The 22,663-nt window shown below is 56.3% G+C and carries 20 protein-coding genes; 10 read left to right on the top strand and 10 right to left on the bottom strand.

Annotated features, from left to right (window positions below; all coding sequences use genetic code 11):
* Positions 1–75: 75 nt before the first annotated feature.
* The 5 genes from AABO57_16205 to AABO57_16185 form a co-directional block, all read right to left on the bottom strand.
* Complete coding sequence (locus tag AABO57_16205; GenBank protein ID MEK6287284.1) at positions 76–1,314, bottom strand: competence/damage-inducible protein A; 1,239 nt, start codon at positions 1,312–1,314, stop codon at positions 76–78.
* Positions 1,315–1,378: 64 nt separating this feature from the next.
* Positions 1,379–2,128: a nicotinate-nicotinamide nucleotide adenylyltransferase gene (locus AABO57_16200; protein MEK6287283.1), complete on the bottom strand. Its 750-nt coding sequence runs from the start codon at positions 2,126–2,128 to the stop codon at positions 1,379–1,381.
* A 10-nt stretch (positions 2,129–2,138) separates the two neighbouring features.
* A complete protein-coding gene (locus AABO57_16195; protein ID MEK6287282.1) occupies positions 2,139–2,672 on the bottom strand; it encodes a phosphatidylglycerophosphatase A in 534 nt (177 codons plus the stop codon).
* Positions 2,673–2,717: 45 nt separating this feature from the next.
* Positions 2,718–4,076 (bottom strand): 30S ribosomal protein S12 methylthiotransferase RimO, encoded by a 1,359-nt coding sequence (rimO, locus tag AABO57_16190; protein ID MEK6287281.1) that lies wholly within the window; start codon positions 4,074–4,076, stop codon positions 2,718–2,720.
* A gap of 488 nt (positions 4,077–4,564) precedes the next feature.
* Positions 4,565–5,386 carry an IS1 family transposase gene (locus tag AABO57_16185; protein ID MEK6287280.1) on the bottom strand — a complete coding sequence of 274 codons (822 nt, stop codon included), beginning with the start codon at positions 5,384–5,386 and terminating at the stop codon, positions 4,565–4,567.
* 23 nt (positions 5,387–5,409) lie between these two features.
* Here AABO57_16185 and AABO57_16180 point away from each other — a divergent pair, with 23 nt between their 5' ends.
* Positions 5,410–5,796 carry a type II toxin-antitoxin system RelE/ParE family toxin gene (locus AABO57_16180; protein MEK6287279.1) on the top strand — a complete coding sequence of 129 codons (387 nt, stop codon included), beginning with the start codon at positions 5,410–5,412 and terminating at the stop codon, positions 5,794–5,796.
* A 16-nt stretch (positions 5,797–5,812) separates the two neighbouring features.
* Positions 5,813–7,051 (top strand): XRE family transcriptional regulator, encoded by a 1,239-nt coding sequence (locus tag AABO57_16175; GenBank protein ID MEK6287278.1) that lies wholly within the window; start codon positions 5,813–5,815, stop codon positions 7,049–7,051.
* A gap of 265 nt (positions 7,052–7,316) precedes the next feature.
* Here the strand turns inward: AABO57_16175 and AABO57_16170 are convergent, their stop codons facing one another.
* The 3 genes from AABO57_16170 to AABO57_16160 form a co-directional block, all read right to left on the bottom strand.
* Complete coding sequence (locus AABO57_16170; protein ID MEK6287277.1) at positions 7,317–7,541, bottom strand: hypothetical protein; 225 nt, start codon at positions 7,539–7,541, stop codon at positions 7,317–7,319.
* A 185-nt stretch (positions 7,542–7,726) separates the two neighbouring features.
* Positions 7,727–8,686 carry a VWA domain-containing protein gene (locus tag AABO57_16165; GenBank protein ID MEK6287276.1) on the bottom strand — a complete coding sequence of 320 codons (960 nt, stop codon included), beginning with the start codon at positions 8,684–8,686 and terminating at the stop codon, positions 7,727–7,729.
* Positions 8,687–9,337: 651 nt separating this feature from the next.
* The gene (locus AABO57_16160) at positions 9,338–10,015 is read right to left on the bottom strand and encodes a hypothetical protein (protein ID MEK6287275.1); all 678 of its coding nucleotides are present in this window, start codon (positions 10,013–10,015) and stop codon (positions 9,338–9,340) included.
* A 237-nt stretch (positions 10,016–10,252) separates the two neighbouring features.
* Between AABO57_16160 and AABO57_16155 the strand changes: the two genes are divergently transcribed.
* On the top strand, positions 10,253–10,768 hold the full coding sequence (locus AABO57_16155) for a GNAT family N-acetyltransferase (protein MEK6287274.1): 516 nt from the start codon (positions 10,253–10,255) through the stop codon (positions 10,766–10,768).
* Positions 10,769–10,854: 86 nt separating this feature from the next.
* Here the strand turns inward: AABO57_16155 and AABO57_16150 are convergent, their stop codons facing one another.
* Together AABO57_16150 and AABO57_16145 are read right to left on the bottom strand one after the other, a co-directional pair.
* Positions 10,855–11,586: a TRAP transporter TatT component family protein gene (locus tag AABO57_16150; protein ID MEK6287273.1), complete on the bottom strand. Its 732-nt coding sequence runs from the start codon at positions 11,584–11,586 to the stop codon at positions 10,855–10,857.
* A 2-nt stretch (positions 11,587–11,588) separates the two neighbouring features.
* Entirely contained in the window at positions 11,589–13,394 is a 1,806-nt protein-coding gene (locus AABO57_16145) for a glycosyltransferase family 39 protein (GenBank protein ID MEK6287272.1), read from the bottom strand.
* 421 nt (positions 13,395–13,815) lie between these two features.
* On the opposite strand from AABO57_16145, the gene AABO57_16140 reads away from it, so the two are divergent.
* From AABO57_16140 to AABO57_16110, 7 genes are all read left to right on the top strand, one after another.
* Complete coding sequence (locus tag AABO57_16140; GenBank protein ID MEK6287271.1) at positions 13,816–16,215, top strand: TonB-dependent receptor; 2,400 nt, start codon at positions 13,816–13,818, stop codon at positions 16,213–16,215.
* 97 nt (positions 16,216–16,312) lie between these two features.
* On the top strand, positions 16,313–17,971 hold the full coding sequence (locus tag AABO57_16135) for a hypothetical protein (protein MEK6287270.1): 1,659 nt from the start codon (positions 16,313–16,315) through the stop codon (positions 17,969–17,971).
* Between the two features lie 191 nt (positions 17,972–18,162).
* Complete coding sequence (locus AABO57_16130; protein ID MEK6287269.1) at positions 18,163–18,534, top strand: RNA-binding protein; 372 nt, start codon at positions 18,163–18,165, stop codon at positions 18,532–18,534.
* 170 nt (positions 18,535–18,704) lie between these two features.
* Positions 18,705–19,247 (top strand): hypothetical protein, encoded by a 543-nt coding sequence (locus AABO57_16125; GenBank protein ID MEK6287268.1) that lies wholly within the window; start codon positions 18,705–18,707, stop codon positions 19,245–19,247.
* 68 nt (positions 19,248–19,315) lie between these two features.
* Positions 19,316–19,528 carry a hypothetical protein gene (locus AABO57_16120; GenBank protein ID MEK6287267.1) on the top strand — a complete coding sequence of 71 codons (213 nt, stop codon included), beginning with the start codon at positions 19,316–19,318 and terminating at the stop codon, positions 19,526–19,528.
* A 252-nt stretch (positions 19,529–19,780) separates the two neighbouring features.
* Positions 19,781–22,402, top strand: coding sequence for a selenium-dependent xanthine dehydrogenase (gene xdh / locus AABO57_16115; protein ID MEK6287266.1), 2,622 nt, complete (start codon positions 19,781–19,783; stop codon positions 22,400–22,402).
* Positions 22,392–22,598, top strand: coding sequence for a hypothetical protein (locus tag AABO57_16110; protein ID MEK6287265.1), 207 nt, complete (start codon positions 22,392–22,394; stop codon positions 22,596–22,598). The genes xdh and AABO57_16110 overlap by 11 nt, the downstream gene beginning before the upstream one ends.
* Positions 22,599–22,663: the final 65 nt, after the last annotated feature.

Raw genomic sequence — 22,663 nt, 5'->3', positions numbered from 1 at the left:
TCGAGGACCAGAAACCAGAAACGTCCAACCACGGACTCGGGGACCAGAAACAAGAAACCAGAAACAAAAAACTTACTAAAGGAGGTATCGGCGCCGTACCATCTCGAGCGCGGCTGTTGAAGCTCTCCAGCGAACGAGGTGACGATCTCCCGGCAGCACCAGCCGCCTGTTCGAAGTCACCACGTCGTCGGCCAATCCAATATAGACCGTTCCGACCGGCACGGCGTCCGTACCGCCGCCCGGGCCAGCGGTGCCGGTTACGCTGACGCCGATGGTCGCGCCGACTCGCGCTTTGACGCCTCGCGCCATCGCCTCGGCAACCTCGCCACTCACCGGCCCGAGACGCTCGAGCATCTCTTCGGGTACATCGAGAAGCCGGGCCTTCGCCTCGTTGGTGTAGCTGATGACGCTTCCGGCAAAGTAGTCGCTCGAACCTGGCACGCGAGTCAAGCGTTCGGCGACCAGACCGCCGGTGCAGCTTTCGGCTGTGGCGATGGTGAACTGCTTCACTCGAAGCCGGTGACCAACCACTTCTTCAAGCGACTCACCCGTGGTCGAGTAAACATAGTACCCGAGCTTCTCTTCAAGTTTGCCGGTCAGCTCTTCGGCGATTTCTTCAGCTCGAGCGGCGGTCTCGGCCGTTGCAGTCAGATGTATTTCTATCTCCGAATCCGTGAACAGAATGGTAGTGGAGGGGTTCGTGTACTCCTTATAGATAGGCGCGATCATATCGTCGAGCGCCGATTCACCGAGCCCGGTAACTTTCAGCACTCGCTTGGCAATGCGCACCCCGCGGGACATCCGTTCGAGGTCGGACATCACGTAGTCATCGAACATTGGCTGGTTCTCGCGCGGCGGCCCGGGAAGCAAAACCATCAGCTTGCCCTCCTGCTCGATCTTTATTCCGGGCGCGGTGCCGTTCGGATTTGGCAGCACCTTGGCGCCCTGTGGAATGAGCGCTTGCCGTTCGTTGTTCGGGGTCATTTGATGACCGCGGCTCAAGAAGCGCTCGCGTATACCCTTGAGCACTTCGTAATCGAGCGTGAGTTGCCGGCCGGTGACTCTTGCGAAGACTTTTCGCGTGATGTCGTCTTCGGTCGGCCCCAGCCCCCCGGTCGAGATTATTACCTCTGAACGCTTAAGAGCGTCGCGCACGCTTTCTTCGAGAATGGCTTCATCGTCACCGACAATTGTCTTGAGCTGAACTTCGATGCCGACGGAGTTCAACCGTTCGGTCAGCCACAACGAGTTCGTGTCCGTGCGATAAGGCGTCAGCAACTCGGATCCGATGGCTATTATTTCGGCTCTCAGCATAAATGTCCGTTCGACTCGAAGGGCGAACACACGCGCGCCGAGGCTGACAGACGCGCAGGTCTGCTTACGTCGTATAGAGTCCGTGCTTCTTTATGTACTCCTCCACCTCTTCCGGCACTAGCTCTTTGATCGGCCTGCGTAAGCGTTGGCGGTTGCGCACATCGGTCGCCGAAAGCTCGCCGAGGTCAGCCGGAAAATCCAGATACAAGACTCGCTCGGATGGCACATCCGGCTCGCGCTCGACCAGCGCCGCGATGCTGTCCAATCCCGTTCCCGCCCGCCCTGCTACGATAAAACGGCTCCGGGCAAACAGATACTGAAGCGCTTCAATTCGGCTGTTGAATGCCCGGTAGTATCTCTGCGTGTAGCGGTTGTCCGGATCAAGCACGCGCTCGAATGTATCGAAGCCGACGATGAAGTGCAAATCGGTTTCCGGCGGATAGACACGCTCCAGAGCGTCAATCATGTCCGCGTAGAAGCCGTGCGACGATAAGCCGATCGATGTGCGAGGCTGGTCTGCAAACGCGAGCGTAAGCATCGCAAGCCGCTCTTCAAGAGTGCATTCGTAATCAACCTTGTCGGCGTTGGTCTTACCCGCAAGCGCAATGATTTCGTCGAGTGAGAAGGCTTCAGCGGATCGTTGCATCAATTCGACGTGCGCGATAGTTGGCGGGTTGAATGACGAGGCGAACGCCCCGAGGCGCTTGCCCCTTCGTTCTGCTCGCTTGATTATCTCGATGCGAGGCTCGCCGCTCGAATCACCGCGCTGGACGATCTCTTTGAGCCGCTCAAGATCCATGTCAAACTGAATCATTCACGCAAGATTAGGCAGAGAACATCAAATCGACCAGAAGCCCGAGGCATATCAGCGTAGCCGCGTAGACTCCCGCGAGTGCGTCGTCAGCCATCACCCCGAGTCCGCCATGAAGCCGCTCGAGCTTGCGGATCGGATATGGCTTGAAGATATCGAACAAGCGAAAGAGCAAGAACCCGAAGACGACCGCTTTGATCGAGAATGGCGCCCAGAATGCGAGCGGCGTTAGCGAGATCAACTGACCGCTTACTTCGTCGATTACTATCAAGCGCGGGTCTTTGAGTTGAGTGATTTCGCAAGTCCTGCTCGAAGCCCACACTCCAACGGCAAAGAGCACGATGTTCAGAATCACCAACACGAACACCGAGGGCCATTCTCCTAAACGCAGCGCCAGGACCGCGAGAAAAATCGCCACACCTTCGGCGGCGCCGGCAGTCCCGGGGGCAACAGGCACGAAGCCCGCTCCCAGTCCCGTCGCTATCGCATATGCGACGCGGTCGCTCGCCGTGATGCGTTCTTTTTTGATGGGTGAAGAGGGATTCAAGCGATGAGATCCCGCAAGGCTCTTGTGTCTTACCGGCCTGGGCGATCAGACAACGCGGCCAATTAGATCGTACTCATGCGCCTCGGTTATTTCGACGGTTACGAAATCACCGGGTCGCGGCTCAACGCCGTCAGGCACGTCGTTTATCAACACAGACCCGTCGATCTCCGGAGCTTGCGATTGCATGCGGCCTTCAAGCAGCAAGTCGCTTTCTTTGGACTTGCCCTCGAGCAACACTCTTACGCGGCTGCCGACCAGGCGGCGATTCTTACGATGTGATATTCGAGCCTGCGCTTTCATCAACCGGCTCTCGCGTTTCTTCGCAACGGCGCCGTCGACTTTTTCGTCAAGCTCGAACGCCGCGGAGTTCTCTTCATCCGAGTAAGTGAATACGCCAACCCGATCGAACTCCGCGGCGCGCACAAAGTCCAGAAGCTCCTCGAAGTCTTCTTCGCGCTCGCCAGGGAATCCAACTATGAAGGTCGTGCGAAGGGCGACGCCGGGCACTCGCGCACGTATGCGCTCGATCATCCGTTCATAAGCCGCCCGGCCGCCACCTCGCCGCATACGACCGAGCACCCGGCGGCTCGCATGTTGAAGCGGGATGTCGAAATACTTGCAGACGTTTGGGCGCTCGGCCACTACGCGCAGTAACTCGTCGGTAATCGCCGTCGGATAACAGTAAAGAAACCTCACCCACTCGACGCTTGGAACACCCGCTATCGAATCCACAAGCCGGGCGAGGCCGTCCTTGAGCCCAAGATCCGAGCCGTAAGTCGTCGTGTCTTGCGAGATCAACACGAACTCTTTCACGCCCTGCGCCGCAAGCATTTCGACTTCCCTTAAGATGGACTCGGGTGAACGGCTGCGAAAGACGCCGCGCAATTTTGGGATAATGCAGAACGCGCAAGTATGGTCGCAGCCCTCGGCGATCTTCACGTAAGAAGTGTACGGGGCCGTGGCGCGCAAACGCGGAGTGGTCTCATCGTACAGATAAAGCTCAGGCGCGGAGGCGCCGTCGCTATAAACCGGCAAGACCCGGTGGCCGTTAGGCTCGACGACCGATTCGATTTCCTTTAGCTGATTGACTCCGATGCAAGCGTCGATCTCCGGTATCTCGCGCTGAAGCTCATCGCGGTAGCGCTCGACCAAACAGCCGGCGACTATCAAGCGCTTCAGATTGCCCGACTGTTTGAGTTGGGCCATTTCGAGAATAGTCTCGACCGACTCTTGCCTCGCGGAGTCGATGAAGCCGCAGGTGTTGACCACAAGCACGTCGGCCGCGCGCGAGTCAGTAGTCAACTCGTAACCCTGTCGCGCGAGCAGGCCCATCATCACCTCGCTGTCCACGAGGTTCTTAGGACAGCCCAGGCTCACCATTCCGACTTTTTTCTTCTCGATCATTAAATCCCTGGCAATCCCTGGTTCTCTCAGGCGTCTATCCGCATGCAAGCGTAAACCGTGATGTTAGCGGATGGATGGGGTTTTTACTAGCGAGTCCGCGGCTCGGTAGTGGGTCAGTTTGAGATTTCCCAATTAAAAAAGGCGACCGAAGTCGCCTTTTGCCCAACCGGGCACTTACCATTTTAATTTTCCACTTTTACAGATTCATAAGAAGTATCATTAGGTGTGCAATCGCTAGGATCAAATAGCCGCTAATGTGCAATCGTTTTGACCGCCTTACGGTGGCAACTACCAAGATGAAATAGGCAAATACAATTAAGCATTCTAATGCATCGTGCATTTAACCTCCTCTCATTAAATTTGCAAAGAGCAGCATCCCGGTTTCATTTTCTCGCCGGGCCAATCCTAGTAAATTGTGATTTGAGCCCTAGGCACTCATAAGAATATTCGCACGGGTTGGATTGATCGTCAACTCTCCTAGCGCAGCGTTAGTCCAGCAGCGCCACTATATCTTCAATCTCCCAAAGCTTGCTGGTGATTCCGGCTTCTTGTGCAGGACTGCATCGCAGCGTCTTGTGAATCCGAGCGAAATTGTAATGCATATAATGCAACGAAACCGAATGACGCAGGTTATCAAGCTTCTTACTGAAAGCGTTAGTTAGGCGGGTGAAACGCCTCATGCTCATTCTCATTGTGAGGTTCTGGCGCTCGATGTAGCTAGTTGAGATATGGTCAGCATCCGGGTTGCCCGTGATCGTCTTAACCTCACACCCGATGCAATCGCCAGGGCTGTATCCTCGGTCATCCGGGGGGTTCCCGTAGAGCTTAATAAGCATCGCATAATCAACCTCGCAGCCGAACGCACCTTCAATCGCCTGTAAGTAGGGTCGGTGGACGTCAGTCGTAAGCTGTACGCGATGACTGAGCCGACTAGCAAGGTCATTGATGAACTGCGAAGCCGCGATAGCATCGCGCCTTCCGTGATGCCAGCAGGGAACGAGTTTCGTGTCTGCGTCGATTGCAACCCAAGTCCAAACATCACCGTAACCAAAAACACCGCGTTTTTCTTCAGGAACGTTCTTGTCCTTGGCATAGCAGAACGACCAAATCTCATCGCACTGAATACGCCGACAAGGCAAATTGTGCAGTGCCCCATCCTGATACTGTGCGCAAGCCTCACCAAGATCAGCTAGTAACTTGAGAATGGTGTTCTTTGAAACCCCCGTCATCAGAACCGTAGCGTTGATGCCGGTTCCTTCCACCAGAGCCCGTACTATCTGAGCGCGCCTTTCTGTGTTCAATTTATTTATATTGACACTATGCTTGAGCGACTATGTACTTGTCAAGCTTAAACTGTCGCCCGATGACGTTTTCTGGAAATTGTACTTTACATATTTTTAGTGCTGTAGTAAAGTACCAAATCATGGAGGTTCGCTTCGGGGACAAGTCGCTAGATAGGTTGGAGACCGACCCGAAGTACGATGGAGGATTTGCTCAAGCCATAGTCACAGCGTTTAGGAAGCGAATGCAGATAATCCGAGCAGCACCGGACGAACGGACGTTCTACGCTTTGAAGTCACTACGATTTGAAAAGCTGAAGGGAAAGCGAAGTCATCAGTGTTCGATGAAACTGAACGATCAATGGCGGCTAATCGTGGAGCTTCAGGGACAAACGCCGAACAAAGTAGTACTCGTTGTTGGCATTGAAGATTATCACTGAAAGCTGAGGGGACGTTATGACAAACAGAAAGGTCGCAGAGGTGTTTTCTCCCGGTGAGATACTGAAGGAGGAGCTTGAGGCCAGGGGGTGGACTCAAAGTGATTTAGCTGAGATCCTTGGCAGGCCCGTCAACCTGGTGAATGACATTATTTCAGGCAAGCGCGGGGTTACGCCCGAAACCGCGCGGGGGCTAGGGGATGCATTTCCGGGAACTAGTGCACAGTTCTGGCTCAACCTAGAGAGCACATATCGGCTCTCGCGTACTGAACCCAAAGACGACACTGTTGCGAGACGATCAAAGCTATACGAGCGGTACCCCGTGAAGGAAATGATCCGTCGTCATTGGATTCACGCAACCGACAGCATTGATGACTTGGAAAGAAGGTTCTTGGAGTTTTTTGAACTCCCCTTCATTGATAGCGAGCCGACTTTTGCGCACGCCGCTAGGAAGTCCACGTCGTATGAAACCGTAACTTGGCCGCAGAGGGCGTGGATGTCTCGCGCCAAGCAACTTTCGCGAGCGCTATCTGTAAAAAAGTTTTCAGATAAGTCCTTCGTCGCTGCGGTCGATCGCTTGCGGCTGCTATTACCCAACGTCGAAGATACCAGACTAGTACCAAGGATTCTCGCGGAAGCTGGTATTCGATTCGTGGTCATCGAACCGCTATCACACACGAGGATTGATGGCGTGTGTTTCTGGCTCGATAAGACATCTCCGGTAATTGCTCTCTCACTGCGTTATGATCGTATCGATTGGTTCTGGCATACCCTCTGGCATGAACTTGGTCACATTAAGAACCGAGACGGGCTTCAGAATCCAGAGATTCTTGATACAGACATCGTAGGCGAGCAGGAGGAGTCAATGAAGGATAAGCCGGAAAACGAGCGAACGGCCGACCGTTTTGCTTGCGAATGTTCTATCGCTAGTTCAGAGCTTGAACGCTTTGTTGCAAGGGTGCGCCCGTTGTATTCAAAGCAGCAAATCAAAGGTTTCGCTAGTCGCATTGGTGTTCATCCAGGAATAGTCGTTGGACAACTACAGCATCGGGGGGAAATTCCGTATGCCCATAGCCGCGAGATGCTTATGAAGGTGCGACACGTTGTTACCTCATCGGCCCTGACGGACGGGTATGGGTATGCACCAGTCGCCTCAAAGGCTTCCAAGCTTTTGAGCAACCCTAATCCTAAGAGCGTCAAGAGCGTGGCGGGTTCGGCTTTGACCCAGAGGCCGGATAAGCCGAACCGGAAGCGCTAGACGTTCTCTTGATCAGCGGGGGGCATGGCGATGCTCAAATCAGCAATTCGCAAGATGGCAGATGAGGGTATCGTCATGTCGCCGCATCCCTGTTGCGATGTGGTCGGATGATCTGGCTGCGAGATGTGCGGAACGATGACCTTGCAACGCTCGTCATCATGTACTAACCAACCGACAGACTGACACACCATAAGCTCTGGTTCACAATTACTAAGATTCTGCTACGTAGCCGATGCCCCGTAGGAATCCACCCACGCTATGAGCACTAGTCGGCGCTCTTGTTCTTCCATCGTGCTTGAGCCGCCTTTGTAGCAATCTCTTTTCGCTTCTTGGCTGACAGCTTCTCTGCTCGACTCTTGCCGCCCTTTGAACCGCCCAACTTGCCTAGCGCGACAGCCGCAGGGTTCTTTTCGGGGACTTCTTCCGGCTCTATAGCGCCGGTGGTAAGATCGACAATCGCTTTCCCTAGTTGATTCCAGTCACGGGGCATTCGTTTCAGCCGCTTCGCCATGAGCCCACTATACTCGATGAACCTTTGCGGGTTAAAGCAGAATCGACCGCTGGCTGAAGTCAAATTGAACCACTACCCGCGGCTCGCAGGATAAAGCAGTCGCGTATGGATTCTAGCGCGTACATCGCCGCGGCGGGGTACGCAAAGTCCAACTCTCGTGACGCTCAACTTTGTTTGCCTTCCTTCGGCGCGTGATAGCTAGTGCGATTTGTCCTGATGATTGCGCCCGTCTGGCGAACCTCGACACGTATCTGATGAACGCGCCCGTCGCGGCGTTTTTTTTCCGGATAGTAGGCGAGCGTGTAGCTGGACCTGATCTCTTCGGCGATGGCTTTGAACACCGGCGTGAAGTCCTTCGCGTCGGCGGAAAAATCCGAACCGCCGGTCATCGGAACGATGCGTGAGACGTCCAACAGCGTCATGCTTCTGCCGCTTACGGACCCGGCCATGTACGAAGGCAGCGTGATCGAATAGACCGTCACCTCCGCATCGTTAGCGCGGCGTATCAAGTCCTGCTGGTCGGTCGAGTCCAGGTTGTCGAAGCCGTCGGTTATCACAATGACAACACGACGGAGTCGGCGTCCGCCTCGAAAACGAGGCGCGCGTTTGAGCATCGAGACTGCGCGGTCAATTGTGCCGAATATCCGCGACAAGCCTGTGGCCTCGCCGATCTTTCGGAAAGCCCGGCTGATTTTTTGTGGCTCACTGGTGAAATCCTGAAGCACTTCCATTTCGCTGCTGAAGGTGACGACTGCAAACAGCGATTCAGGCCGGACTAACTTAACGAAACTCTCGGTTGCCTCGCGTTGCTTGGCGATTTCTTCCGGCTTGATGCTGCCTGACCTGTCGAGCGCAAAGACGACCGCCACCGAGCGGGTGAGCGCGGCTTCCTCGTTGGCTTCGAAGAACTCGAACTTCTGGGGCTGATTGTCTTCATAGACGACGAAGTCTTCCGCCTTGAGCTTGCGTATGAAGTTGCCGTTCTTGTCGGTGACCGTCGCGTCAATTGTGACCAGATCGGCTTCGAGTTTGATCACTTGATCGGCTTGCTGTGCGAGCGCCGGCGCGATGAGCGCCGTTGCCAAAACGATGCATAGCAAAGCTATCGCGAACCTGGTTGTCACAGCTTGGCTCCGTCTGGGTCGGTCACCTTCTTACAAGGAGAGGCTAGCACGCGAGATGGGGCGTTTCAATTGGTGAAGACCTGGCTTGACGGAACGGAGGGCTTCAAATCCATTGCGCACCCGCAGCGCCCGCGACGTTAACGTCTCAACCCCCTTTGCCGCTTGACGCTCATACCCGGATCTCCGTGGGTCGCAGCATTATTTTGAGGCTAGCCCGTCAAAATACTGTTTGACACCGTGTTTCATCTTAAACTACTATCACCGGCGGCGATAATCGCAATCTTGTTTTTTTGAGCACAGCGCTGAGCTACCGAGTTTGTTTAGCGTGTGGCCCGCTCTCTCATCCGCCGGACGTCTTGGAAGCGGGGGCGTTGCGAGATATGAGCGGGCGCCGGTTCAGCGCTTCAATCGAATCCATCACGACGATCGGGTTTTGTAGTGCACTGAGGTTTGATTTCTCCTTTAGCGGCTAAGAAGGGTGCGTTTGCAGTGAGGTTTGAACGACCCAGGGATAACCGACTTGCAGCGTGCCCTCTTTTTTTTGGTTCCCGCCCTTTGATAACGAGATCGAATACTACATAGCAAAATTCAAGAGACAGGCATTAGGAATGAACCTGACGCCTGCCCCTCATCGAATGCGTCACGTCAGTCTTAACTCGAGATCTCGCCAGATGCGCGGCCGCGACGCGATCGGGCAACGAAACCGATCGTAAACACGGACGCACCCATCCCAGCCAGGAGCAAAGTGATCGGCGAGAGGATAGAGCTATTCTCTTCGCCCGGCGCCTGGCTGGTGATACCGGCCGCTGTCTGAAGCGCCGAGTCGATGTCCGCGGCAATCCACTTTCTTCGTGCTCCTTTCGCGTGCACACCTTTCAGATTCCCTTCTTCGAGCCTCGTGCCTGGGAGTACTTTTCCGTTCGGTCCCAGTTCAACGAGCACGCTGCTTGTCATTCCGTTGTAAGCGCCGGTGAGCGCAAGCACCCAGTTCCCTTCAGACGGCCACTGTTGCTTGATCGCATAGACTCCCGATCCGATCGAGCGCAACTCCAGCGGCAGCGACTGGCGCTTGCTGTTGACGAATCCCTCAGCGGTCGCCGACAGCCTCGCGTCCGCCGGCTGATGGCAGCCGTAGGTGCGCGCGATCAGCACAGCATCTTTCAATTGAGGGTCGGCCGACCCGGCGGGCGTCTCTACTGAAAGCTGGAAACCTCCCGCAAGCGCAGGCGACGCGATCGCCAGCAGCAGCGCGCTGCCGAGCGATACAAGTGTTATCAACGTTCTGGCCGACTTCCGGCTCAATCGCTTCACTAATGATCTTTGTGACATTGTAGACTCCTTCCTTTGCACGGTTGCTCAATGGTTATGGTGTTTGACCTCTCCGACTCTTCATCGCCAAATTCGTTAGTTAGACGGCGGTGGCTACGGCTTTCTTCCATCGCTCTCATTGGTGTCCTCGAAATCACTTAAGCCGTATAATCCTGCATAAAGCACAGCGCTGGTGAAGGAAGAAGTTGCTTTCGATAGTTGCGCCGAAAACTCTTCGCCATTAGCCGTGGAGGCACTATGGAGCTCAAGCTGAGCAAGTTCACGCTTCGACCGTGGATGCCCAGAGACGAGGAGGCCCTCGTTCGGCATGCGAATAGCAGGAAGATCTGGCTCAACCTTCGAGATGCGTTCCCGCATCCGTACACACCTGCGGATGCGATGCACTGGATTCAGATCGCAAACCCAACGACTCCCATAACCAATTTCGCCATCGTTGTCGATGGCGCCGCCGTCGGGGGGATCGGACTAGTCTTGAAAGACGACGTGTTCAGGCGATCGGCCGAGATCGGCTACTGGCTGGGTGAAGAGTTTTGGGGGCGAGGGATCGTGACAGAAGCTGTGCGCGCAGTGACCGATTACGCGTTCGCCACGTTCGATCTGTGCAGAGTCTATGCCGGTGTGTTCGAGTGGAATCCAGCGTCAATGCGAGTGCTGGAGAAAGCCGGCTACGAGTTTGAATGTCGAATGCGGAAAAGCGTCACGAAGGACGGTCAAACCATCGATGAGCTGATCTATGCGATCGTTCGTCTCTGAGCAGCATAGACTTCAGTGCTGATATTTCCCTCAGCGGAAGGTCCGCGCTTCGCGGACGTGATCTACGCAGTTAGCCGCACACGTCTCTATTTCAACTTATCGAGTAATGTGCGAGCCTTGGCTCTCAACTCCTCCATTTCGATGGGACTTCGCGCCTGATCATTCACGCTCAACACGCTTTCGACCAACCTCTTCGCTTCGTCTCTTCTCCCCTTCTTCAGGTAGATCTCCGCCAGTGTCACCTTTAGCTCGGCGTTGTTGGGCCCTACTTTCAAGCCTTCTTCCAACCTTTCGATGCCGCGCCGTTCATTTCCGCCAAGCAGTCGCGGTAGATTCCAGTCGATCTGACCAAGCGCCGAATAGATTGCGCCGTTTTCGTAAGCCGGATTGATCGCAAGCGCCGCCTCGAACTCCTTGCGGATGGTTTTCACCAGACCAAGGCTCTGAAGCGCGCCTTTGAGATCGGCGTACTCGCCTTCATTGGCTGCGAACCAGAAATGTCCCTCGACGCGTGTGCCATCGAGCGCGACTGCCTTCTTCCCGGCGTCGACTCCAGCCTGAAACAGCCTGGTCTTCTTGGTCTGATCTTTCTCGCGGTCTCCTAAGTAGTATCTGAGCCTTGCCAGCCGCCACCACGCTTCGTAGTTCGAAGGCTCGCGCGCGGTGAGTTGTTCCATCAGCGAGACGCCTTGCTTCAAATTGTCCGCGTAGTCGCGCGCGGCAAACAACTCATCGGCTCGCGAGGCCGGGTCTTTCTGCGCCGAGTACGCCAGGACCGGCGAAAGAAAAAGCATTAAGACCAGGATCAGGTTTCTCATAGTCATTTTGATTGTTGGTTCGTCAGTATGAGTTTGCCTCCGCTTTCGGCCAACCCATAAATCGGACCTCTCGCGGCGCGAGTCACCTCCTCCAGCGTTGATGAATCCGTGAAAAGGAAAACGCGGTTTGTACCGCCCCACATCTTAGCAAGCCCTTCATCGTCGATGAAAATCATGGGCGCGTCTTCGAAGTAGGAGCCGTACTCCAGATTCGCGGAGCGGCCGTTAAGAATGTAGACCATCTTCCCGGTGTAGAAGTTTATCGACGATCCGCCCTCATATTGGCCGTTGATCACTATCAGATCGCCTTCCTTGTGCTCGCGATCAATCTCTTCGGCCAGCGAGCGCGAGGAGAGGTAAGGGCCGAATGCGGCAAGGCTCATGTGAGCAAAGAAAAAGAATGCTGACATCATCAACGCCAGCGACACGTTGGACGTCAGATGCTTGCCCCGCTTCCTTAGATACAGCGCCCCCACGGTCCCCAGCAGAAACGTCAACGCTGTCCCCACTATCGGAGTACGAAGCGCGGCAAGCGAGCGCGGTGTCAAATCAAGCACGTGGCCGAGCGACAACGCATACGCTTCCGGGTTGCGAGTCAGCGTCGAGGAGATGCCGCCTTCAACGGCAATGTCTCTGGTCAACCAGACCGCAATCGCGCCGGCTACGAACACAACCAGCCCCAGGCCCGTGAGCGCAATCTGCGTCGTGTTCAACAGCGACTTGCCCTTACTTTCCCGCCATGTTCTTTCCGCCTTCGCCAGCGCGCAACCGATCAACAGCGCGAACGCCGGATACGACGGCATCGTGTAATACTCTTGTGTAGTCGAGAAGCAAAAGAAGACGATAACCAGCACGGCCCAGACTGCGAAGAAGAGTGTGGCTCGCTCCTCGCGATTCAAGTTCCTTACGCGCCTCGGGATCTCTTTGATCGCCAGCGGCAGGAAGAAGCTCCACGGAAAGAGCCACACAACGTGCAAGCCTAGAAACAACGGCAGCGGTACCGTGTCGTAATCAGCCGGATAGCGCTTGCCGATGTAGCGCAGCAGATGCTCGTTCATGAAGTAGAACCAGAAGAACCCGCGGCCCTGACCGGGAGCCGGCGTGCCCACCATCATGCTTCCGGGATTGCTCAACCCGGCCGCGATGTGCCAGGGGGCAGCGACCGCCAGGAAAAGCAGTGTCCCGGTGAAAAGCTTCAGCCGAGCAAGCTTTCGAGCCTCTCCGGTGACCAGCAAGTAAGCAAAAATGATGATCGCCGGGAACGCAGCTCCGATCAGTCCTTTCGTCAGCACCCCCAGCGCGCCGAAAAAGTAGATGCCGTAAGCGTAACGCGAAGAGCCCGGATCCTCGGTCGCACGGAGAAAGCAGTAGAAGGCCATCGTGATGAACAACGTCAATATCACGTCCGGCCACAGGACGCGCGTGAATAGATAAATGCCAACGCACGTGCCGATGCATAACGCCGAATAGAATCCGGCCTTCTCACCGAAGGCGAAGTTGCCCAACATCATCGTCGCCAGCATCAGACCGAGAGCCGCCAGCGCTATTGGAAGCCGCGACGAGAACTCGCTCACGCCGAATAGCTTGTATGAAAGCGCTACCGACCAGTACATCAGCGGAGCCTTTTCAAGATAGCGCATCTTGTTAACATTGAGCGTGACCCAATCACCCGACTCAGCCATTTCCCGGGCGGCCTCTGCATGAACGGTGTCGGCGTCATCAAGCAGGGCGGGAGGAAAGCCGCAACTCGCCACGTAGATGATTCCCCACAGCCCAACCAGCGCGAGAATTTGTTTCCGGTTTCGCATCGAAGGACTTGTTATAACAAAGTGCTTTCGGCTAACTCCAATTGTTTTTCTCGGCGAGCGACGAGGCTCTTGCCTTGTTCGTAATACTTTGCGGGAAAAAACACGACATTCAAACGGTCTTGAAGCAAATCCAAGTTGAGGAGAGGACGTAATAGGTAGGTCACGCTTCAGCCTCTCGGAACACGGCGAGCAAGTTTGAAGCGTTGTCAACGGTAGTAAATTCAGGTTGGCTGAGATATCATTAACGAGGGTTTTGGAGCAGCAACCAAATAAGGAAAGAACCAGGATTATGCAGTGGACTTGTGGACCCCGCCGAATCAGAAACCTCCTGCCGCTATCGGCTATCGCTTTAACATTGCTCTTAACAATGAGTATTTCGGCCAGTGTTCCTGCTCAGATAGGACGCTCTGCCGTTATTCGAGTGAGTGCGTTTGACGAGTCTGACAAGCCCGTCTCTGGTGTGCTCGTCGAGGCAAAACTCAAAGGCTCGGTCGTAGCGGCGGCGGCTACGAACGAAAAGGGAGAAGCGGAGCTCGCCAAACTCGCGCCCGGGACCTACGAGATTGTCGTCTCCAAAGAATCCTTCGAGCCGTTGACTCAAGGGGACGTGGTACTGACAGCCGGGGCTCCCGTCGAGATCAGGTTCACGATGATTCCGAAGGTCCAGCTCAAGGACGTCGTCGTAAACGTGCAAGCAGGCGCGGACACGTCAATCGAGAAAGGCGCTTCCCCTGCGGCCGCGCTCAGGCGCGGGGAGATCAAAGACATTCCAGCCAGGCCTGCGACCGTCAAGGATACGCTGCCGTTGGTACCCGGCGTTGTGCGCTCAACTGAGGGAGAGATAAAGATCGCCGGCACCGGAGAGCACCGGAGCGCGCTTGTCGTCAACGCGGCCGACGTCACCGATCCGGCTACCGGCCAATTCGGCGTGACCGTTCCCGTCGATAGCGTCGAGACGATTGAAGTTTTCAAGACGCCTTACCTAGCTCAGTTCGGACGTTTCACCGCAGGAGTGGTTTCTGTCGAAACGCGGCGCGGCGGCGACAAGTGGAATTTCGAGCTCAACGACCCGCTGCCTGAGTTTCGTATTCGCAGCGGCCATCTACGCGGAATACGTGAAGCTTCGCCGCGCGTGACGTTCAATGGACCGTTGATCGCGAACAAGTTTTACTTCTCTGAAGGCCTCGAGTACGACCTTCAGAAGCGGCCGGATCGAACGCTGCCGTTTCCGTTCAACGAGAGCAAGCAACAGTCAGTGAATTCGTTTACGCAGTTTGACTATGTTTTGTCACCGGTGAACCAGCTGACGGGGACGTTCCACATTGCGCCGCGACAGATGGAATTCGTCAACCTCAACTTCTTCGACCCGCAGCCGGTCACGCCCACTTTTAGCGCTCATGACTACACCGGAACCGTGATTAACCGCTGGACGATAGGCAGCAGCTTGCTTGAAAGCACTCTGGCGATCAAGCGCTTCAGTGGGAATGTCTGGGGGCAGGGCGAGCAGGACATGGTCCTTACCCCGACCGGCAATTCAGGGAATTATTTCAGCAGCCAGAGCCGCCGTGCTTCGCGCGCCGAGTGGCTCGAAACATATTCGCTTCCCCCGATCGCTTTCTACGGCGCTCACAATTTGAAGTTCGGCTCGTCCATCGCGCACACCGGCAATCGCGGCGAGTTCGCGGCGCGGCCGGTGTTGATCGAGGACAATGAAGGGCGATTAGTGAAGCGAATAGATTGGGTCGGAGGGGAAACCTTCGATCGTACCGATCTCGAGACGGCGTTCTTCGGGCAGGACCATTGGGTCATCACGCCGAAGCTCGCAATGGATGTAGGCACGCGCTTCGAGCGGCAAGGTATCACCGATACGATTCGGGTAGCCCCCCGTGTTGGCCTGGCGTGGACCCCTTTTGCCAATCAACAGACGACACTCCGCGGCGGCTTCGGTCTGTTCTACGATCGGGTGCCCCTAAGCGTCTTCGCTTTCAACGGCTATCCGGAGCAAGTCGTTACTACCTTTGGTCCAAAGGGTGAAATCATCGACGGCCCGCGCCATTTTATCAACATAACCGATCGCGCGATATCGACGTTCCCGCTCCTCTTTAGCAGGAATGTCATAGGCAATTTCTCGCCCTACAGCGAAACGTGGAACGTCGAGATCGAGCATCCAGTCACAAAGATGCTTCGCGTCCGGGCGAACTACCTTCAGAGCAACTCCTTCGGTCTGGTGATCTTCACGCCAAGGGTCTTGCAGGGACAGGATGCGCTGGTGCTGGGGGGCAGCGGCAGGTCGGGCTACAACCAATTGGAGCTGACCGCGCGGCTTTCGCTGAGGGACAATCAGCAATTGTTCTTTTCCTACGTGCACAGCCGTTCGCGCGGGGACCTGAACGAGTTCAACAACTACCTCGGGAACTTTCCGTTTCCGGTTGTGAGGCCAAACACGTTCACGAACCTTTCGGGCGATTTGCCGAACCGTTTTCTGGCCTGGGGTCTGGTGCGCCTGCCGTGGAAGATGCGAATCGCTCCGATGATCGAATGGCGGAACGGCTTTCCTTACGCGTCAACCGATGTAACCCAGAACTACGCCGGGATACCCAACCAGAATCGCTTCAGGAACTTCTTCTCGCTGGACTCGCGAATCTCCAAGGATTTCAAGCTGAGCGACAAGTACACGGTGCGCTTCTCGGTGAGCGGGTTCAACGTGACCAATCATTTCAATCCGCTTCAGGTGCATTCCAACATTGAAGACCCGGCTTACGGCGTGTTCTTCGGGAATCACAAGCGTCGCTTCCGGCTTGATTTCGACGTTATCTTCTAGCATCTTAGCTTTCATCGCTCACAGTCAACTTCTGCCGAATCAAACCACGGACGAAGAACTGTGCCGACGATCCTTATACGAAAACCACGAGGTCAATATGAAACTCTCATTTGCGCTCACTCTCTTGTTGTTGGCGACCAGTACGGCGGCGCAGCACGTGCACACTCCTGCCAGTGAAGCGAAGCCGGCCACGCTGATCCCGGGCCTGGGCGACGTTCATCATCCGGTTTCAACCAGCAATCCCGACGCTCAGCGATTCTTCGATCAAGGCCTCGCGCTCGTCTACGGATTCAATCACGATGAAGCAATCCGTTCATTCAAGCGCGCGGCCGAGCTCGATCCTCAACTGGCGATGGCTCATTGGGGAATCGCGTTGGCCCTTGGTCCGAACATCAACATGGACATCGATGCTCAACGCGAGAAAGCCGCCTTTGAGGCCGTGCAGAAAGCCCTGTCGATGGCTTCGAAAGCTTCCGAGCCCGAGCGCGCTTATATAGACGCTCTGGCGACGAGATATTCGAACGATCCGAAAGCCGACTTGAAGAAGCTCGGCGTGAATTACAAGAACGCGATGGCTGATGTAGCCCGGCGCTTCCCCGATGATCTGGACGCGGCGACGCTTTACGCGGAAAGCATAATGGTCCTGCGGCCGTGGCAATTCTGGACAAGCGACGGGAAACCAGCCGAAGGCACCGAAGAAATCGTTTCAGTTCTCGAGTCGGTTCTGCGGCGCGACCCTCAACACACGGGCGCGAACCACTACTACATTCACGCGGTCGAGGCGTCTCCTCACCCCGAGTGGGCGCTGCCCAGCGCTCAAAGGCTCAAGGTATTGGCGCCGGCTGCCGGCCACCTGGTGCACATGCCCGCTCACATTGACATCCGATCCGGTAACTACGAGGCTGCTGCGCGTAGCAATGCCTACGCGGCCGAAGCGGACCGCGAGTATTTCAAGACTACGGGCCAGCAAGGTATGTATCCGATGATGTACTACAGCCACAATCTGCATTTTCTGGCTGTAGCCCATAGCATGCAGGGACGGTATCAAGATGCGAAGAGAGCGGGCGATCAACTGTATGCGCACCTCAGCCAGTTCCTTCAAGGGGATGGTCCGATGCTCGAAGCTGTCTTGCCGATACTCGATGCGTTTATGCCGACCCCAACGCTCTTAATGGTCCGCTTCGGCAAGTGGGATGACATTCTGAAAGCGCCCGCGCCTGATCAGAAGCTAGTCATCACAACCGCTCTATGGCATTTCGGTCGCGCGATGGCTTATGCATCGACGGGCAAGCTTGATAGCGCGGGGAAGGAGCGGAGTCTTTTGGTCACTGCCACTAAGGCAGTTCCTGCCGACAGGCCGTACGGTTTCAACACCCCCGGCAGCGTCTTTAGCATAGCCGACAACGTTCTGAGTGCAAGGATCGCGATGGCCAGGAAAGACAAGCGGGCCGCCATCGAGTTCCTGAAAAAAGCGGTCGAGCTTGAAGACTCCTTGAACTACGATGAGCCAGAGGACTGGTACATTCCGGTCAGAGAGTCGCTCGGTGGCATTCTGATTCTGAACGGCGAATATCCCGAGGCTGAACGAGTGTTCAGGGCGGAGCTCAAGAAGCACCCTCGCAACGGGCGCGCGCTATTCGGATTGCTGGAAAGCCTGAAATCGCAGGGCAAAACGGCGGCCGCGAAGTTTGTTCAGCGAGAGTTTGAAGCTGCCTGGAAGAACGCCGACATCAAGCTTCGTGTAGAAGATCTGTGAAGCCAAATGACATTCTGGACTTGGATAGCCTCACCTGATAGACTCAACACGTTCTGTGGCAGCCCGAGCGCTGCCATTCGGTTTTGTTTTTTCGGGAGCGTCTTGTCTTAGCTCGGAGAGCGTTTGATTCTGCTTTTCACCCTCTTCCCGCAAGGTCTTGGAAGTTCCTCTTAGCCAATTTCAGGAGAGATATGGGTAAAAGAATGTACGTAGGAAACCTGTCGTACCAGACGACAGAGGCGGATCTGACTAACCTGTTCGAACAGGTTGGACCGGTCGAGTCGGCTAATATCATCACGGATCGTGACACTGGACGTTCGAAGGGCTTCGGCTTTGTGGAAATGAGCAACGAGGATGCTGAGAAGGCAATCGCGCAGTTCAACGGAACCGAAATGAACGGCCGTGCGCTTACGGTCAATGAAGCGCGTCCCCGTGAGGAGCGTTCTGGCGGCGGCGGTCGCGGCGGCTACGGCGGAGGTGGCGGCGGTGGCCGCGGCGGTCGTGGTGGTGGCGGCGGCGGCGGCGGCGGCGGCCGCGGGGGATACGGCGGAAACCGATACTGAATCGGCGAGGGACCTGCCACGGCGACTCTGCTCGCCGTGGCTCCCCAAAAGCGACACCAGGCCAGCGTTTTGAGCGGTGGTCGATGGGTCGTTTTTTTAGTTAACGAATAGAGCCCTCCGGGCGAACTCGCAATTTGTTCCAGGTTAGCAACTGAGAACTGAGGGATTGGATGGCTGTCCGTCTTTTTGTTGGAAACCTCCCCTACAGCGCGACTGAGGCGGCGCTGCGTGAGCTGTTCTCGGCAATCGCTCCTCTTTCATACATCTACTTTCCAATTGATCGCGAGTCAGGCAAGCCGCGCGGCTTTGCGTTTGTCGAATTCAACGAACGCTCTCAAGCCGAAGAGGCGATTCGGAGATTCAACAACCAGCTTTTCATGGGTCGACCGCTTGCAGTCAATGAAGCTCGCGAGCGCGAAGATCGACCGCAATCAGCTGGGCCCCCCAGGTCCCCGTCCTTGGGCCGTATGTCGCCCGAGCCGCCGGGCACGACCGAAAGAGGCGGCCGAAGCTTTGGGCCCGACGCGGCGCCGCGTCGAAGCCGCAAGCCCGGAGGACGCGGCGGCAAGTCGTCAGACCGCAACGCGCCGAAACAGCCGATACGTGAACGGCCGGGAGGCCGGTTCTTTGGCGACGACAGCGAAGAGAGCGCCGAGGACGATCTGAGCGGCGACAATTTCGCTAGCCGCGTTGATGAGTTGGAAGACGAGTAGGGTTAACTTTCCGGTTTACTGCTGAACGAACCCGAAACCGAAGCTGGGCGACAACCAAGGAGAAATCAATGGCGAAGAAATCAAGGCCGACTTTTCAGAAACGCGAAAAGGAAAAGGCTCGTCAGCAGAAACAGAAAGAAAAGGAGCAGCGACGCATCGAATCAAAAGAGCGGCCGCGCGCCCCGCGAATCGAAGGCGAAGACCCGGATATCGCCGGCATTCGTCCCGGTCCGCAAGCTTTGCCAGAGCAGTGGGAGTATTCCAACAGCAGCAACGAATAAAATACCTGCCGCATCCGCGAACCTGCCGCGCTGAACCTATACATCCGGACAACACGCTTAATAAAGTTCCCGTGAGGCGAACCTTTTTGACAGGGCGTGCGCCCGTCGTTGAATCGGCACGCGATGAGATTACTAATTATCTACAACCTCGGACGTGCTAAAATATCGCCGCTACAGATGCGAACTCAGAGCATGAACGAGACCGTTGCCGCCTCAGGGATCGCAGGCTCTCGCATTTCGAGGTAATAGGCCATGGCTAACCGAATCGAGTTCACCTTGAACGCAAGCGCGCGCGCGGTCGAGGTTGAAGACGGAACGTCGCTACTGGAAGTATTGCGTGAGCGCTGCGGAGTAATCTCGCCGAAGGATGGCTGCAGTCCCCAAGGTCAGTGCGGATGCTGCACGGTGATCGTCGACGGCAAAGCGCTCGTCGCGTGCGCGGTGCCCGCCAAAAGCGTCGCCGGCAAGACCGTGCTGACCCTCGAAGGGTTCAGCGAGCTCGAGCGTGACACCTTCGCTGACAGTTTCATCGCTGCCGGCGGATTGCAGTGCGGATTCTGCACGCCCGGCATCGTAGTCCGAGCCAAGAACCTGATCGATAAGACCCCAGATCCGAGTGACGATCAAATCAATCGCATCTTGAGCATGCATCACTGCCGGTGTACCGGCTACGTGAAGATCGTCGACTCAATCAAGCTGGCGGCGAAAGGGCTGAGAGGCGAAGCCGTCGCGCAGTCGAATGGCCATCACGGGCGAATCGGAACCAGCACGCCGCGCTACGAAGCTCGCGAGCTTGCGTTGGGCGACCGGCCGTATATCGACGACATGAGCTTCCCGGGAATGCTTCACGGCGCCGTCCTGTTGTCCGAGCATCCGCGCGCGCTTGTAAAACGCATCGACACCAGCAAGGCGAAAGAGATCTCCGGGGTCGCTGCGATAGTCACCGCCGCCGACACGCCGGGGCAGAGACATCAGGGGCTGATCTATAACGACTGGCCAATGTTCGTCGCCGAAGGCGAAGAAACCCGCTACGTCGGCGACGTAATCGCCGCCGTTGCTGCAATCGATAGACGAACGGCTCGAATGGCGGCTCAGGCAATTGAGGTCGATTATGAAGTGCGCGAGCCGATTACGGACCCGGAAGCCGCGCTGAAACCCGGCGCGCCGAAGCTTCACAAGAAGGGTAACCTGCTCAGCAGGTCTGAAATCAATCGCGGCAACGTGGACGAGGCGCTGAAGAGTTCTGCTCACGTCGCGACGCACACATTTCAAACGCAATTCATCGAGCATATGTACCTCGAACCCGAGTCGTGCATCGCTATGCCGGAAGGCGACGGTCTGAGAGTGTACACACAGGGCCAGGGAGTCTTTGACGACCGGCGACAGATCGCCTCGTTCCTCGGGATGCCTGAAAGCAAGATCTTTGTCGCGCTGGTTTCAAACGGCGGCGCATTCGGCGGCAAGGAAGACATGAGCGTTCAAGCTCAGACCGCGCTGCTCGCCCGGATCACCGGCAGTCCCGTGAAGCTCACGCTGAGCCGCGAGGAAAGCCTGCGCCTTCACCCCAAGCGCCATCCTATTAAAATGACCTACACGGTTGGCTGCGACGCCGAGGGACGGCTTACCGCGGTGAAAGCCGACATGATCGGCGACAAAGGCGCCTATGCATCGGTCGGGTCAAAAGTCCTCGAGCGAGCCGCGGGTCACTGCACCGGGCCCTACAAGGTCGACAACGTACATGTCGTCTCGCTTGCGGCCTACACAAACAATCCGCCGTGCGGGGCGATGCGCGGGTTCGGCGCCAATCAAGCCGCATTCGCGATCGACTCGATGATCGACATCCTTGCCGAGAAGGTCGGCATCGACGGATGGGAAATTCGTTACCTCAACGCCCTGGATGTGGGCGGAACATTCTGTACCGGCCAGGTGATGGAATCGAGCGTCGGCTTGAAGAAGACTCTCGAGGCAGTGAAGGACATTTACAAGAGCGCGAAGTACGCGGGGATCGCTTGCGGCATCAAGAACGTGGGCATCGGCAACGGCATGCCGGAATACGGCAGGGCGATGCTCGAAGTGCGCGACGACGAAACGGTCGGCATATACACGGGATTCACCGAGATGGGGCAGGGGCTGTTCACCGTACTGCAGCAGACCGCTTGCGAAGAGACCGGGCTTTCACCGGGCGTTTTCAATTTTGTGTCGGCCGACACGAAGTACGAGTTGGATTGCGGGCAAACGACCGGGTCGCGCGGGACCTTCCTTGGTTGCCGAGGGGTGCAGGAAGCCGCGCGCAAGCTCAAGGCTGACCTCGATCAGCAGAAGACGTTGAGGGACCTGGCGGGCAAGACTTACTACGGCGAGGTTCTGATAGACGACACGGTCTCACTCGAAACGAAAGTTGAAAAGCCCAGGACGCATTTCGCATACGGCTTTGCGACACAGGTTGTGATTCTGGACGACGACGGCCGCGTCAAGAAAGTCGTCGCGGCGCATGACGTCGGCAAAGTGATGAACCCCGCGCTGCTCGAAGGCCAGATAGAAGGTTCCATACACATGGGTCTGGGCTACGCGCTGACCGAGGAGTTCAGAGTTGAGAACGGAATACCGCAGACGTTGACCGTTAACTCGCAAGGCTTGCTGCGCGCGAGACACATGCCCGAAGTGCAGTTAATCATGATTGAAGATACACATCCGCAGGGACCGTTCGGCGCGAAGGGCGTTGGCGAGATCGGACTCGTACCCACAGCTCCTGCGGTCGCCGGAGCACTGTACAAGTACGATGGCATTCGCAGGTACACGCTTCCGATGAAGGATTCTCCGGCGGCGCGATTCATTCGCGGCGCCGCCAGAAAGGAAAGAACCGATGCTGAGTAAGAGGCAAGTTGAAGAGATAATAAGCGCTCTTAGTGCTCTCCCCCCGGAGAGAGTATCTGAAGCGCAGGATTTCATCTTCTTTTTGAAGGAACGTTATGGCTACGATAAGTCGACCGACGACAGTGAGGCTTGGAGCGACGAAGATCTGAATGATCTGACCAGTGCGGTATTGGTAAACGCCGATCAGTCGCTCTAATGCAAAGCGGAATGGTCAAGCCAGGCGATGTCGTAACAGTTAATTTCCCTAGAAGAGACTCTCTG

The sequence above is a fragment of the Acidobacteriota bacterium genome (genome assembly GCA_038040445.1).
In the GTDB taxonomy this organism is placed as follows: domain Bacteria; phylum Acidobacteriota; class Blastocatellia; order UBA7656; family UBA7656; genus Onstottus_A; species Onstottus_A frigus.
This window is presented reverse-complemented; position numbering and strand designations above follow the sequence as displayed.